The sequence below is a fragment of the uncultured Hyphomicrobium sp. genome (genome assembly GCF_902826555.1).
GTDB lineage: Bacteria > Pseudomonadota > Alphaproteobacteria > Rhizobiales > Hyphomicrobiaceae > Hyphomicrobium_C.
In genome coordinates this window covers 12,550-27,184 of the sequence record NZ_CADEFI010000048.1, presented here as the reverse complement: position 1 = coordinate 27,184, position 14,635 = coordinate 12,550, and the positions used below count along the sequence as shown (strand labels likewise).

Here is a 14,635-nt window from a genome sequence, read left to right as displayed (position 1 = left end):
ACGCCGTCCTGAAAAACGTACGACGGCTTAGGAAAGCCGTGGTGCCCAGAAGAGGGAAACCGCATCGGCACTTAATATGCTGTTTGGCGGATGTATTTTTTCGGCGAGCCAAACTCTGTACCGTGGTTTGTACCGTAGCTGGAGATGGGAAGAAATGCAGAAAGTTGAGGTTTTTTGCGACGAGTTGCAGAGGGGGTGATTCTTTCGAGTCACAGGTTCTGAACAGATTCGCCCGGATCGTCAGTGGTAGTCTCGACACTGACATCGCGAATCTGCTTAGTGCGGGTAATGCCGCCGCGTCATGCAGGGCTTGGCGGCTAAGAGAGACGGCAGCTGGACCAAACTGCCGTGAAGGGCGCGCCGAATATTCCACTGTCGATCTTGTCCCCCGTGACAGCGGGGTAAGCGCTGAGCGCGCAAGATCGACAGCTTTGAGTTTGCGGACCCAGGTCCCATCGACACGTCTCCTTCATCGCTGAGTCGTCAGTGTGGCCGAAGGGGCAAAATCACTAATTATGTCTTAAGCGCGGTGAAGTGACTTCTTCGCCACGAATGTTGCATAGCCCCGCTTCGGCAGGGCTTTTTGCATTTTGGGAGATCAGTTATGTGGACCATCGCCGGATTGATCGCCGATATCGTCGGCTTCGCCATCATCGCGTTCGAGTGGCATCGGACGTTCAAATACACAGAGGAGATCCGGCAGCTCCAGTTGCAGGACGCTTACGAGCGCAATGAGGCTCGCGAGCAAGGGCGTAAGCCGAAGTACAGAATGGCCGAGGAAGAGGAGGTGATGGCCAAGGAGTTCTCGAAGCTCCGTGGCGAAGAAGCAATCTTCCGGGAACGTCTGTTCTGGACCGGCATTGGCCTAGTCGTATTGGGGTTCGTGTTCCAGCTGATCGGCGCGCTTCCGATTGAAAGCTAGCCCATCGAACACGAAAACCCGCCTCTGAAGCGGGTCGGACGGGTATCGCGTCCTCAACGTCTGATTGGCATTGCGAGAGGAAAGCCCTTGTCGTTCAGCCACGGTCTCGGAGTTTCGCCGCCGCTCAGCCGTTCCTAGGGTCTTCAATGTTCAGTATAAGCAGTAAATTGTGTCGCGCAAATCGAGGCTGGGGACATTCTTTTTACGGTACAGAGCGCACGGTATCGCGCTGTACCGTGCCTTGTACCGTAATCTCTGTCGCTGATCTAAATGGAAAGTCCCTCGCCGCCCAATGAATGATGGGGTGCCCGGCGAGGGACTGATACCTGGTGCCCAGAAGAGGACTCGAACCTCCACGCCTCGCGGCGCTAGTACCTGAAACTAGTGCGTCTACCAATTCCGCCATCTGGGCAAGCCGGCAAAGCCTGCGGGGGCCATGAACTACGGGGAGCGGGCCACAATGTCAATTGAGTGTACCGATCTCCCCCGAGGACAGGCCGCTTTTTGCGCTGGTCATGGTTCGGGCCCGTGCGCTAGATCGTTAAGGCACGAGCCCGCGACGGGATTTTCGCCCGCCAGTGCGGGCCACAGCGGCGGGGGAGAGCGGTATGGCTGCGCGGAGCGGGAACAACGAACTCGTCACGATTTTCGGGGGATCGGGTTTTGTGGGCCGGCATGCGGTCCGAGCTCTGGCCAGGAAGGGCTACCGGATCCGCGCCGCCTGCCGCCGTCCGGACCTCGCCGGGTTCCTGCAGCCGATCGGCGACGTCGGGCAGATTCAGCCGGTACAGGCCAACCTGCGCTTTCCCGATTCGGTGCGAAAGGCGGTCGAGGGCGCTCATGTCGTCGTCAACTCGGTCGGTATCCTGGCGGGAAGCGGCGCACAAACGTTCAAAGCGGTGCACGTCGACGGTGCGCGGGCCGTGGCACGTGCGGCGCGAGAAGCCGGCGCGCGGCGTTTCGTCCATATCTCCGCGATCGGTGCCTCGGCTTCCTCGCCCGCCCGCTACGCGCAGACGAAAGCGGCTGGAGAGAGGGCCGTGCTCGAGGAGTTTCCCGGCGCCATCATCCTGCGGCCCTCGATCGTGTTCGGACCCGAGGACGAGTTTTTCAATCGCTTCGCGGGAATGGCGCAGGTCTCGCCGCTGCTGCCGCTGATCGGAGGCGGACGGACGCGCTTTCAGCCGGTCTACGTGGGCGATGTGGCCGCGGCTATCGCCCAGGCGGCGGGTGGCGCGGGCTCGGCCGGCGCGATCTACGAGCTGGGTGGTCCCGAAGTGCTCTCGTTCCGGGAGCTGCTCGAGCGGACGCTCGACTACGCCGGGCGCGACCGCGGTTTCATCTCGCTGCCGTTCTGGCTCGCCAAGCTGCAAGCGCTTCTCACCTGGCCGCTGCCCAACTCGCTGCGTCCGCTGACGGTGGATCAAGTGCGTCTGCTGCAAACGGACAATGTGGTGAGTAGCGAAGCGCTCAAGGACGGGCGGGATCTGGCGGCGCTCGGCGTTGCGTCGCCGCAGTCGATTGGCTCGATCGTGCCGGGCTACCTCGAGCGCTTCAAGCCGAAGGGGCAATATTCTCACTATCGCGGGTAACGGAGCGCGCTGGCCAGGCGCAGGGGGGTGTCGCATGAGCCGATCGGGACGGCAGTCCGTCGCAAGTTTCCTCAAGGTGCGGTCGCTCGGAACCTTCGGATTCCTCGTCGCGCTGGCGTTCTACGTCGCCTGGCCGCTCTACGCCGGCTACGAGATCAAATCGTCGCTCGATACGCACAACGTGGAAGTGCTCAATACGCGGGTCGATTTTCCAAGCGTGCGCCTGTCGCTCAAGCCCGCGGTCTCAGCGCAGGTCGATAAAGTCATCTCGGATGCGTTGCGCCGGGCCGGAACGCTGGGGGGCGCGTTCGGCGATCAGCTCAAGGGGCAGGTGATGCCGCGCATCGTCGATGCCGTGCTGAACGCGTTCGTTACGCCCGAGATGCTGATCCGCATTCACGCGAGCGGGAAGAGCTTCAAGGAGGCGCTGGACGGAATTGTGCTCGAGCGCACGTCCAAGGCGCAGGGGCTTGGCGGCTTGATGATCGTGCCGACCGACCAGTCCGAGGGCGCGCGGAGCCAGATCGAGGACATTGCCGGAAAGCTCGGCATCGACACCAGCAAGGTCTTCGGCGGTGCCGTCCGCAAAGATACGGACGCGGCCGCGCACGAGCCTGTCGCTGAGGTGCTGCCGGCGAAGGGGAGCGAAAAGCCCAAGTACGGGATTGGCAACATCAAGCACTTTTCCTTCAACGGGCCGCTTGGCCTGTCGGTGGGTGTTGCGCGCGATGCCGCCGCCAAGAAACCGGAGCTGACGGCAGATCTCTCGTTCGTGGACGGCTCGTGGAAACTCACGGGGCTGGTGCCGGAGATGTAGCGTGCCGGTCTAGGACGTCGCGGCGCGGCATTCCTCGTCGGCAGGAAGCGGATCGCATGTCGGCGAGCCGACGCACAACTCCAGGGCGCGGCGTACGTCGCGCGTGTAAAGCCCATCGATCGGGCCCGTGTACACGCCCTGAGCCTCAAGTCCGCACTGATACAGCTTGACCAGATGCTCGCCGCCGAAGCGCATGGCCTGCTCGTAATCGCGAAGCGCCGCCGTTTTCTCACCTTGGGCCTGCTTGATGTGGGCGCGGGTATCGTGGGCGTGCGGACTCGACGGCGAGAGCGTGAGGGAGCGTTCCACGTCGGCCATGCCCTCGGACAGGCGGTCGAGCTTGTAGAGCACCCAGGCGCGATTGTTGAGCGCCATAGCCGATGACGGGTCGAGCTTGATGGCCATGTCGTAATCCGGGAGTGCCTCGGCCAATGCACCCTGGAGGGAGAGAGCCAGGGCGCGCATGGCGTAGGCGAGGCTCTTGGTCGAGGGGTCGAGATTGGGGTTGTCGATCAGCTCGGAACAGCCGGCAATGCGGCGCTCGTTATTGTCGCTGAAGCATTCGGCAACGGTGTTCGAGGAGGCTCCGGTGGTGGCGAGGCACGCGGCCAGAACGACGGCCAGCAGCGCGGACGAAACGCGCCAGGACTGTCCTTTCCGGGTTCGGAGAGCCATCGGTAACCATCGGTTTTGGCGCCCGGGGCTTGCGGTGCGCGGTTTATGATACCATGAACTCTATGCTATGGACTGGCCGCAATTGCGGCACGCTGCCTGGCAGCGCAGGAGCCTTCGCCTTCGGAATCCCATGAAACGCGTTTTGCTCATCATCGGCGGCGGTGTTGCCGCCTACAAGTGTCTCGATCTCATCCGGCGCCTTGCCGAGCGGGGCATCGGGGTGCGCTGTATCATGACCAAGGCGGCGCAGGAGTTCATTACACCGCTGGCTGTCGGCGCGATCAGCAACGAGCGCGTGGCAACGGATCTGTTCGACCTCGAAGGCGAGCGGGAGATCGGTCACATCCGCCTGGCTCGCGAGGCGGATCTCGTGGTGGTGGCGCCAGCGACCGCGGACCTGCTCGCGCGCATGGCGCAGGGCCATGCCAACGATCTCGCGACGGCCGTCCTGCTCGCGACGCGCGTGCCGGTGCTCGCGGCACCAGCCATGAACCCGGCCATGTGGAGCCACAAGGCGACGCAACGCAACGTGCGCCAGCTCGAAGGCGACGGCGTGCACTTCATCGGTCCCAACGCCGGCGAGATGGCGGAAAAGGGCGAGGCCGGCGTCGGGCGGATGGCAGAGGTGGCGGAGATCGTGTCGAGGATCGAGGGCTTGCTTGCGGGCGATAGCGACAGTGGTTTCGGATTTTTAAACGTCTCGAACGTGCGCACGGTGCGGCCGGTGCTCGCAGGGCGGCATGTGCTGGTGACGAGCGGTCCGACGCACGAGCCCATCGATCCCGTGCGCTACATCGCCAATCGCTCGTCCGGCAAGCAAGGCCATGCCATTGCCGCGGCGGCGCGGCGGCTCGGGGCGCGGGTGACGCTGATCTCGGGGCCGGTGCAGATTGCCGATCCCGAAGGCGTCGAGGTGCGGCACGTGGAAACCGCTCGCGAGATGCTGGAGGCTGTGGAGGCCGCGCTTCCCGCAGACATCGCCGTGTTCGCGGCGGCGGTCGCGGACTGGCGCGTGGCGGCACCGGGCCGAGGCAAGATCAAGAAGGCTGCCGGCGCGGCGCCACCTTCCCTGGAGCTGGTCGAGAACCCGGACATTCTCGGCACCATCGCCAAGCGCGGGGCCAAGCGTCCGGCGCTGGTGATCGGCTTTGCGGCGGAAACGCAGACAGTGGTGGAGAATGCCAAAGCCAAGCGCAAGGCGAAGGCGATCGACTGGATCGTGGCGAACGATGTCTCCGAGGGCGGCGGCGTGTTCGGCGGCGACCGCAATCGCGTGCATTTCGTCACGGCCGAGGGCGTCGAAGATTGGCCGGACATGAGCAAGGCCGAGGTGGCGGACGCGCTGCTCAAGCGGGCAGGGGCTTATCTCGCTCAAAACCGGGCGTCGGTGTGAACGCATGGCGAGGGGCGAGACGGGCCGCGAAGGAAAAGCGCCGGTGCAGGTGCGCGTGAAACTGCTTGCCCATGGACGCGGATTGCCGCTGCCGGCCTATCAGTCGGACGAAGCGGCAGGGCTGGATCTCGTGGCGGCCTTGGGCAAGAACGAGACGCTCGTCATCGCGCCGGGCGGGCGAACTCTCATTCCGACTGGGCTCACGCTCGAGTTGCCGGCAGGCTTCGAAGGGCAGGTGAGGCCGCGCTCGGGGTTGGCGCTCAAGCACGGTGTCACGGTGCTCAATAGCCCGGGCACCATCGATTCAGACTATCGCGGCGAGGTGAAGATCATTCTGGCCAACCTCGGGGAGGTGTCTTTCGCGGTGCGGCGCGGGGATCGAATCGCGCAGCTCGTAGTGGCGCCGGTCACACACGCCGAGCTGGTGCGTGTCGAGGCGATGAGCGAGACCCGGCGCGGGAGCGGCGGCTTCGGGTCCACGCGGGTCGGGAAGGTCTCCGTTCGGACAAAAGCGCCGGCCAAGCCGAAGGCGCCGGCACGGGCAGGAAAGCGGGTGAAAACCGAGAGTTAACGCCTTTAGGCTGCGACACGGACGCAAAGGTGCCGGGGGCGGAAATCCGTGCGCGGCACTTTGGATGCGCGTAAAAGTGTGCGAGAAGCTGTTCGAGAAACTCCAAGAGGAATCAAGGGCGGATGCCATGACCGACGCGACCGAGATCAAGACACTCAAAGCCACCAAGAGCTGGGGCCGCGGCAAGGTCTATGCGGATATCACGGAGACGATCGGGCACACCCCGCTGGTCAGGCTCGGACGCATCGCCAAGGACGCAGGCGCGAAAGCCGACGTGCTGATCAAACTCGAGTTCTTCAATCCGCTGTCGTCGGTGAAGGATCGTATCGGCGTGTCGATGATCGACGTCCTGGAAGCCGAGGGCAAAATCACGCCCGGCAAGACGGTGCTGGTCGAGCCGACGTCGGGCAACACGGGCATCGGGCTCGCGTTCGTCGCGGCGGCGCGGGGCTACAAGCTGATGCTGGTGATGCCGGAATCCATGTCGGTGGAGCGGCGCAAGATTCTCGCTCACCTCGGGGCCGAGCTGGTTCTGACGCCGGCGGCGGGCGGCATGCCGGGCGCCATCGACAAAGCCAACCAGCTTCTGAGCTCGACGCCGGGCGCCGTGCAGCCGAGCCAGTTCGAGAACCCGGCCAATCCGCTGGTGCACGAGAAGACCACGGCGGAGGAGCTGTGGACCGACTCGCAGGGCAAGATCGATGTTCTGGTGGTCGGCGTTGGAACAGGCGGTACGCTCACGGGTTGTGGGCGGGTGCTCAAGAAGCGCAATCCGTCGCTCAAGATTATCGCGGTCGAGCCCGAGGGCAGCCCGGTCCTCTCGGGCGGTGCGCGTGGCCCGCACAAGATCCAGGGAATCGGCGCCGGCTTCGTTCCCAAGGTGCTCGACACGTCCTTCATCGACGAGGTTGTCCGTGTCTCGAACGACAAGGCCTTCGAAACGTCGCGATTGCTTGCGAGAATCGAAGGCATTCCCGGTGGAATCTCCACGGGGGCCAACGTCGCTGCGGCGCTGGAAGTGGCGGCGCGCGAGGGTATGAGCGGCAAGACGGTGGTGACATTCGCGCCCTCGTCGGCGGAGCGCTATTTCACGAGCGAGCTCTTCGTCGAGCCACCGCAGAAGGCGTAAATCTGTTCAACGCGTTCTTCGAAACAGGGGTTATTCGGTTGCGGCCGTTTCTCTTCGCGATTTTCATGGGGCTTCCATTGGCGGTGGGCGGTGCGTCCGCGCATGCCGAGGGGCCGCGCTGGACGCCGCTGACGGGGCTCTTGGCTCCCGATGGGGATGGGGAGGTCGGCAAGGCCGGCTCGGCTCCGGCCGAGACCTCGTCGACTGAAAAGCCCACGCCGCCGAAGCCAGCGAAGACGGCTTCCAACATCCCGACAGCACGGCTTTCCGTCAAGGCAACGCTGGTCAGGACCGTGACCGACGGCCAGCCCCACGGCACGCTCGGCGCCAGGACGATGGCGATCGATGGTGATCTCGCGGACGGTCTGGCGCTCGACGGGGTCAAGGGCGTTCTGGTGACGGACGTGACATCGGCCGGCAGTGGAAGCGCGGGGTTGATCGCGGGAGACGTCATCGAGAAGCTCGACGGTCTCGAGATCGCGAATGCCGATGCGCTGACCCAGGACCTGCGCCGTTTCAATCCGGGCCAAGAGGTGACGGTGGACGTGCTGCGGGCCGGCACCGGCGCACCGGACCTCAAGCGTCTGCTTGTCGATCGTGCAAACGACGGCAATGTGGGGGCGTCCGCGAGCCTCGGCCGGCTGCTCTCGCTCGGGCTGGTGTTCGGGCCGAAGAACGCCAGCGAGGCGGCAACCTACTATCTCAAGGCGGCGGAGGCAGGGCATCTCGGCTCCATGACGCGCTATGCGCTGTTTGCCAAGGACGGCATTGGCATTCCCAAGAACGAGACGCTTGCCGTGAAGTGGTTCCGCGAAGCGGCAGACGGCGGGCAGGACGCGGCCATGACCAACCTCGGCTCGCTCTACGAGACGGGCCGTGGCGTGAAGCAGGACTTCGCGGAGGCGGCACGCTGGTATCAGAAGGCGGTCGACAAGGGGCATGTCTTCGCCATGCATCGGCTGGCGCTGCTCTATGAAGCGGGCCGTGGGGTAACGAAGGACGACAACGAGGCGGTTCAGCTGTTGCAGGCGGCCTCCGAAAAGGGCCTCAGCGAGGCGACGTCGTGGCTCGCCGAGAAGTACGAGCAGGGCCGCGGCATTCCGAAGAACGAAGACGAGGCCTACAAGCTCAACGCGCGCGCCGCCGATCAGGTGCGCAAGGCGGCGGATCTCGGCAACGCCGTCGCGACGTTCAATCTCGGCATCCTCTATCGCATCGGCAAGGGCGTGAAGAAGAGCGATACGGAGGCGGCTTATTGGGTCGTGCGCTCGCTCAAGCTCGGCGACAAGTATCTGGTGTCGGAGCTGATGCGGAATCCGACCGTGCTCTCGGAAACGGACCGCAAGTGGCTGCAGGAGGTGCTGCGCGACGAAGGCACCTACAAGGGGCCGATCAACGGCACCTTCTCGCCTGAAGTGCGCACCGCCATGGAAGAGCTCGGCGGACAGGCTTGAGCCGTAGCCTTGCTTCTCATTTCGTCCACTGAGCCAAACGCTCGATATGTGTGCGCTACGGGCCGGGATTGACCTGCGCAAGTGCCGTGGTGCCCTCAAATTGGGCTTCGCAAACGGCGGATTTTGAGAGAGGCTTGAGCCTTCCTGAGCTCACGTGCTTTGCCAATCCTGGAAGTGGCATGATGGAAGCCTCGACCCTGCGAACGACGTGCCCACGTGACTGCTACGACGCGTGCGGCATGCTCGTGAAGAAGACTGCCGACGGTCCTATTCGTGTCGTCGGCGATCCCGAGCACAGCGTTGCCCTGGGTGCCCTGTGTGGCAAGTGCTCGATCGCGTACAATGGAGTCTGGCGCGATCCCGACGTTCGGTTGACGTGGCCTCTGAAACGGCGTGGTGTAAAAGGCGCCGGCCAGTTCGAGCGCGTGAGCTGGAGCGAGGCGCTCTCCGACATTGCGAGCCGGCTCAATGGTATCCGGGCGCAGCACGGCGGCAAGGCGGTGCTCCAGACCCATTACACCGGCACATGCTCGCTCATCGCCGGCGTCTTTCCGTTGCGTTTCTTCAATCGGATCGGTGCGACAGAGGTTGATCCGGACACCGTATGCAATAAGGCCGGCCACGTCGCGCTGCAGCTCGTCTATGGGGAATCGACGCGCGGCTTCGATCCGCGCACCATCGACGGCGCCAAGTCCCTGCTAGTTTGGGGCGCCAATCCCTCGGCTTCTGCACCTCACGTGCATAAACATTGGTTCGGCAAGGCACGCATCCCGAAAATTGTCGTCGATCCCATTCGGCATGAAACGGCGGCTGCCGCAGACATGCACCTGCAGCTTTACCCCGGCACGGATGGCGCACTGGCGTTCGCGATGCTGCACGTGATCCGCGCGGCCGGGCGCATCGACGAGGAGTTCCTGGCGGCCCATGCGATCGGTTGGATGGAAGTCGACAGCCAACTGGAGGCATGCACGCCTGCGTGGGGCGAGAGTCAGACCGGAGTGCCTGCGCATCTCATCGAAGAGGCCGCGCTTGCCTATTCGGCAGGGCCATCGCTGCTATGGATGGGGCAAGGTTTTCAGCGCCAGACGTTCGGCGGCAACGCCATGCGCGCGGTCGCTCTATTGCCAGCAGCCACGGGCAATATCGGCAAGTACGGCGCAGGGTTCCTGTATCTCAACGGCTGGGATGCGCGCAGCGTCGATGCGGGCTTCCTCGCGGCTCAACACCTCAATTCTGAGCCCTCGCCATCCATCAGTCACATGGATCTCGCCAGCCATCTGGAAAGCGCTGCGACGAAAGCCCTGCTGACCTGGAACAACAACATCGCCGCGTCGAGCCCGGAGCAGAAGCGACTGCGCAGCGCCCTCGAACGCGAAGACCTGTTCCAGGTAACTGTCGATCTCTTCCAGACGGAGACGGCCAACTACGCCGACTACGTCCTGCCGGCGGCAAGCTTTCTCGAGTTCGATGACGTCGTGATGTCCTACTTCAATTCCTCCATCTCAGCTCAGGTGAAAGCGGTGCCGCCGCTCGGCGAGGCCCTGCCCAATCAGGAAATTTTTCGACGTCTCGCCGCCGCGATGAGATTGACGGATCCGGAGCTGTTCGAGACCGATGAGAGCCTTATCCAGACGCTGCTCGAGCAAGCCAAACCGGGCCTCACGTTCGAGGCGCTGGCGGACGTGGGGACGGTATTCCATCCCTCTCGCCCTTCAGTGCAGTTCGAGTTGCACGACTATAAGACGCCTTCCGGCAAGATCGAGCTGGCAGGCGAAGCGTTCGTCAAATCCGGGCTGCCGCGCGCGCCCTTTCCGAGCGCCGAGGCGCGCCCTCTCGGCGGGCATCTGCGTCTGCTGTCGCCAGCGTCGGAATGGCTGATGAACTCGAGCTATGGCAACGATCCAAAGATTCTCAAGCAGCTCGGTGACGACCAAGCTTTCATCAATCCTGGGGAGGCGGAGGCGCGAGGCATCAAGAGTGGTCATCGCATTCGGCTCGCGACCGCGATAGGTGAGATCACACTCAGAGTCGCGATTTCGGCCGATGTCCCGATGGGGGTTATCCTGGCTCACAAAGGGCGATGGTCCACCCGGGGCGAAGGCAATGTCAACGCGCTCAATCCGGGCCAGAAGTCGGACCTCGCAGAAAGCTGCGCCGTTCACAGCATCAATGTTTCCGTCGTCGCCGCCTAGATTGAGAAACGCTCCGGACTGGGGTCCGGAGCGCTGCAGTTTCTTCGACGCGCAGATCGCCGGCGTGGCGGCTGGAGGTCACGCGGCCTTGGCGGCAACGGGCTTGGCGCACTCTGCGAGGAAGGTCATGGCCGCCTGCACGCCGCCCTTGCGATGCGGCACGCCGGCAAGCTCGAGGCCCATCTCGACGCCGGTCAGCGCGCCGAGCACCGTGAGCTCGTTAGTGTCGCCCAGATGCGCGATGCGGAACGCCTTGCCGGCAAGCTTGTTCAGGCCGGTGCCGAGGGACATGTTGAACGTCTCGAGCACGAGCTTGCGGAACGCGTCGGCGTTGTGGCCTTCGGGCATGAGCACCGTGGTGACGGCCGGGCTGTCGTATTTCGCTTCGCGGCAGTTGACCTCCAGGCCCCATGCCCGCACGGCCGTGCGCACCGCGCCGCCAAGGCGCTCGTGGCGGGCGAGCAGGTTGTCGAAGCCTTCCTCCTTGATGAGGCGGATCGACTCGTCGAGGCCGTAAAGCAGTCCCGTGGCCGGCGTGTAGGGGAACCAGCCATCGGCGTTGAAGGTCAGCATGTCGTCCCACGCGAAGTAGGAGCGGGCGAGCTTGGCCTCCTTCGAGGCGGCGATGGCCTTCTCCGAGATGGCGGTGAACGACAGGCCGGGCGGCATCATGAGGCCCTTCTGCGAGCCTGCCACGGTGACGTCGATGCCCCACTCGTCGTGGCGCAGATCGGCAGCCGCGAGGCCCGAGATCGAGTCCGTCATGAAAAGCGCAGGATGTTTGGCGGCATCGATGGCGCGGCGCACCTCATCGAGGCGGGTGCAGCAGCCGGTCGAGGTCTCGTTGTGCACGACGCAGACGGCCTTGATCGCCTTCGCCTTGTCTTTTCTCAGGTGGTCTTCGATCTCGTTCGCGTCGGCGGCGATGCGCCAGTCGGTCTGGATCACCTCGGCGCGAAGACCCAAACGGTCGACCATCTGCTTCCAGAGCACGGCGAACTGGCCGGTTTCGACCATGAGGACGCGGTCGCCGGGAGAGAGCGTGTTGGTGAGGGCCGCTTCCCACGCACCGGTGCCGGACGCGGGGTAGATGATGACGTGGCTCTGGGTCTTGAACAGGTCTCTGACGCCAGCCAGGACGCGCTTGCCGAGCTTCTGGAAATCGGGGCCGCGGTGATCGAGGACCTGCCGGGCCATGGCGGCGATGACGCGCTCGGGGATCGGCGTGGGTCCTGGGATCTGTAGGAAGTGCCGGCCAGGGCGGCGTGGCTCGTTCGACATCAATCGTACCCCTTGTGTCCGCTCGCTGCGTAGCGACCGCGCGCCTCGGAGAGAAATGTCTCCGAGGTGGAGGGCCCTATCGATTTTTTTGGTTCGCGCGAGCAGCGGCAGCTATAGGAGCGAAAGTCGAAATTCGTCAAGCGCGATAACCCCTTTCGATGCCCGAAAGGGCTCGTTTTTTCTCGATTTTAGGGCGCGGGACCGTATGACGCGGACGCGTTTTGCAGGATGCGCCGCCCGATTAGCAAAATATTGCAGGCGAGCTTGCGGGCGCCGGTTCAAGGCTTGGCGGCGGAGGCCAGGTAGTTGACGTCGGTGTCGGGTGCGAGGCTCCACGCGTCGCGGAAGGGGCTGTAGACGAAACCCATGAACCGTGGCGGCGAGAGGCCGGCCGCCGTGACATGGCGCGCAAGCTCGTCGGGGGTGACGAAGCGCTCCCATTGGTGCGTTCCGCGCGGCAGCCACTGCAGGATGTACTCGGCACCGACGATGGCGAGAGCGTAGGACTTCACCGTACGGTTGATGGTGGAGAGGATCAGCATGCCGCCGGGACGGACGAGGTCGGCGCAGGCCTTGACGAAGAGGGCGACGTCGGGGACGTGCTCGACCACCTCGAGACAGACCACCGCATCATATTGGTCGCCGGCCGCGACCCGTTCCTCGACGGTCGCTGCGCGATAGTCGATGGCAAGGCCCTGAGGCTCGGCATGTCCGCGCGCGATGGCGATGTTCTTTTCGCCGGGATCGATGCCGGTGACACGGGCCCCGAGGCGGCAGAGCGGCTCCGACATGAGGCCGCCTCCGCAGCCGACATCGAGCACGGTCAAATCCTTGAGCGGGCGGAGGCCGCCTGCCTCTCGGCCAAAATGGCGGGCCAGCTCGTCGCGAACGAAGGTGAGGCGGGCGGGGCCGATCTGATGCAAGGGGCGGAACTTGCCGGTCGGGTCCCACCAGGCTTTGGCGAGGGCCTGGAAACGCTCGACTTCGGCCGGATCGATGTTGCCGGCAGCGGCTTGCGGCCGGTCGGTCGGGGGGCTGTCGAGAGGCTTCGAGGCGGGTTGGCTCATGGGCCTGAACGTGACAGGGCCGACCGGATTGTCAATGTTGGAGCCATGGGTTGCGGCGGCCCGGGGTTCCCGGTAAGAGAACGCCCGAAAAGAGGGCGTTATCCGGTGGACGCGGCCGGCTTCAAACGGCGCGTTTGCCGCGGAAGCGCCCTTCGTACTTTCCTTAAAATCCGGGCTTCCCAAAACCGGGATCGAAGGCAGTTTAAGCCATGGCCGTTGTCGTGATGAAATTCGGGGGCACTTCGGTTGCCAACGTCGAGCGCATCAAGAATGTCGCGCGTCACGTGAAACGCGAGGTGGATGCCGGCAACAAGGTGGCCGTCGTGGTCTCGGCCATGGCGGGTGCGACCAACCAGCTCGTGGCCTGGGTCAACGAGGCCTCGCCTCTCGCCGACAAGCGTGAGTATGACGCGGTCGTGGCGTCGGGCGAGCAGGTGACGGCGGGTCTCACCGCCATCGTGTTGCAGTCGATGGGCCTCAAGGCCCGCTCGTGGCAGGGCTGGCAGATTCCGATCGATGCCAGCGCGGCACATGGCTCGGCCCGCATCACGGGCATTGCCGGCGACGACCTCCGCCGCTCGCTCGATCAGGGCGAGGTGGCGGTCATCACCGGATTCCAAGGCATCGAACCCAGGGCGAAGCGGATCGCTACGCTGGGTCGCGGAGGGTCCGATACGAGCGCGGTGGCTGTCGCCGTCGCGCTCAAGGCGGACGTCTGCGACATCTATACGGACGTGGATGGCGTCTACACGACGGACCCGCGCATCGTGCCCAAAGCGCGGCGGCTGCCGAAGGTCAGCTACGAGGAAATGCTCGAGATGGCGTCCTCGGGCTCCAAGGTGCTGCAGACGCGCTCAGTCGAGCTCGCCATGGTTTACCAGGTGAAGACTCGGGTGCTGTCGAGCTTCGTCAAGCCCGAGGACATGCAGCCGGTCAGGGCGGGCAATCTCGAGAATATCGGAACCATCGTTTGTGGCGAGGATGAGATCATGGAAAGCCAAGTCGTCAGCGGCATTGCTTACGCGCGGGATGAGGCGAAAATCACCATGCTCCATCTCGAGGACAAGCCGGGCATCGCGGCGCGCATTTTCGGACCGCTGGCCGAGGCGTCGATCAACGTCGATATGATCGTGCAGAACGTCGCCGCGGACGGCCATCATACAGACATGACCTTCACTGTTCAGGCTGCGGAGCTTCCGAGGGCGCTCGAGGTGCTCAAGGCGGCGCGTGCCGACATCGGCAATTTCGACGTGCAAAGCTCGGCGGACGTGGCCAAGGTGTCCGTCATCGGCATCGGCATGCGCAGTCACGCGGGTGTTGCAGCGCAAATGTTCAAGGCATTGTCTGAGAAAGGGATCAATATCCTGGCCATCTCGACATCCGAGATCAAGATCAGCGTGTTGATCGACGCGGCTTACGCCGAGCTTGCGGTTCGGACCCTACATACCGTGTACGGTCTCGACGCCGCCTGACCACCGCGGGAGGATTGTTAAGATCGTGCTACCGGATTTCCGGTAGCATTTCCGCATTCACGCTCGATTT

The 14,635-nt window shown here is 64.1% G+C and carries 12 protein-coding genes and 1 tRNA gene; 9 read left to right on the top strand and 4 right to left on the bottom strand.

Features of this window, described 5'->3' with window-relative positions:
• The first annotated feature begins 604 nt into the window (after positions 1-604).
• Positions 605-922 carry a hypothetical protein gene (locus tag QZV93_RS15680; RefSeq protein WP_295559564.1) on the top strand — a complete coding sequence of 106 codons (318 nt, stop codon included), beginning with the start codon at positions 605-607 and terminating at the stop codon, positions 920-922.
• Positions 923-1,249: 327 nt separating this feature from the next.
• Here the strand turns inward: QZV93_RS15680 and QZV93_RS15675 are convergent.
• Positions 1,250-1,334: transfer RNA gene (locus QZV93_RS15675), tRNA-Leu, on the bottom strand.
• Between the two features lie 196 nt (positions 1,335-1,530).
• Between QZV93_RS15675 and QZV93_RS15670 the strand changes: the two genes are divergently transcribed.
• Positions 1,531-2,514, top strand: coding sequence for a complex I NDUFA9 subunit family protein (locus QZV93_RS15670; protein WP_295559563.1), 984 nt, complete (start codon positions 1,531-1,533; stop codon positions 2,512-2,514).
• A gap of 34 nt (positions 2,515-2,548) precedes the next feature.
• Positions 2,549-3,331 (top strand): DUF2939 domain-containing protein, encoded by a 783-nt coding sequence (locus QZV93_RS15665; RefSeq protein WP_295559562.1) that lies wholly within the window; start codon positions 2,549-2,551, stop codon positions 3,329-3,331.
• A 9-nt stretch (positions 3,332-3,340) separates the two neighbouring features.
• On the opposite strand, the gene QZV93_RS15660 is transcribed toward QZV93_RS15665, so the two are convergent.
• The gene (locus QZV93_RS15660) at positions 3,341-4,006 is read right to left on the bottom strand and encodes a hypothetical protein (protein WP_295559561.1); all 666 of its coding nucleotides are present in this window, start codon (positions 4,004-4,006) and stop codon (positions 3,341-3,343) included.
• Positions 4,007-4,136: 130 nt separating this feature from the next.
• On the opposite strand from QZV93_RS15660, the gene coaBC reads away from it, so the two are divergent.
• From coaBC to QZV93_RS15635, 5 genes are all read left to right on the top strand, one after another.
• Positions 4,137-5,399 (top strand): bifunctional phosphopantothenoylcysteine decarboxylase/phosphopantothenate--cysteine ligase CoaBC, encoded by a 1,263-nt coding sequence (gene coaBC / locus QZV93_RS15655; RefSeq protein ID WP_295559560.1) that lies wholly within the window; start codon positions 4,137-4,139, stop codon positions 5,397-5,399.
• Between the two features lie 4 nt (positions 5,400-5,403).
• Positions 5,404-5,970, top strand: coding sequence for a dUTP diphosphatase (gene dut, locus QZV93_RS15650; RefSeq protein WP_295559559.1), 567 nt, complete (start codon positions 5,404-5,406; stop codon positions 5,968-5,970).
• 127 nt (positions 5,971-6,097) lie between these two features.
• Entirely contained in the window at positions 6,098-7,099 is a 1,002-nt protein-coding gene (cysK, locus tag QZV93_RS15645) for a cysteine synthase A (RefSeq protein WP_295559558.1), read from the top strand.
• A gap of 65 nt (positions 7,100-7,164) precedes the next feature.
• Complete coding sequence (locus tag QZV93_RS15640; protein WP_295559557.1) at positions 7,165-8,553, top strand: PDZ domain-containing protein; 1,389 nt, start codon at positions 7,165-7,167, stop codon at positions 8,551-8,553.
• Positions 8,554-8,732: 179 nt separating this feature from the next.
• Positions 8,733-10,745 (top strand): molybdopterin-dependent oxidoreductase, encoded by a 2,013-nt coding sequence (locus tag QZV93_RS15635; RefSeq protein ID WP_295559556.1) that lies wholly within the window; start codon positions 8,733-8,735, stop codon positions 10,743-10,745.
• 78 nt (positions 10,746-10,823) lie between these two features.
• On the opposite strand, the gene QZV93_RS15630 is transcribed toward QZV93_RS15635, so the two are convergent.
• Positions 10,824-12,026 carry an aminotransferase class V-fold PLP-dependent enzyme gene (locus QZV93_RS15630; RefSeq protein ID WP_295559555.1) on the bottom strand — a complete coding sequence of 401 codons (1,203 nt, stop codon included), beginning with the start codon at positions 12,024-12,026 and terminating at the stop codon, positions 10,824-10,826.
• 278 nt (positions 12,027-12,304) lie between these two features.
• On the bottom strand, positions 12,305-13,093 hold the full coding sequence (gene ubiG / locus QZV93_RS15625; RefSeq protein ID WP_295559554.1) for a bifunctional 2-polyprenyl-6-hydroxyphenol methylase/3-demethylubiquinol 3-O-methyltransferase UbiG: 789 nt from the start codon (positions 13,091-13,093) through the stop codon (positions 12,305-12,307).
• A 209-nt stretch (positions 13,094-13,302) separates the two neighbouring features.
• Here ubiG and QZV93_RS15620 point away from each other — a divergent pair, with 209 nt between their 5' ends.
• The gene (locus QZV93_RS15620) at positions 13,303-14,565 is read left to right on the top strand and encodes an aspartate kinase (RefSeq protein ID WP_295559553.1); all 1,263 of its coding nucleotides are present in this window, start codon (positions 13,303-13,305) and stop codon (positions 14,563-14,565) included.
• The last annotated feature ends 70 nt before the right edge of the window (positions 14,566-14,635 follow it).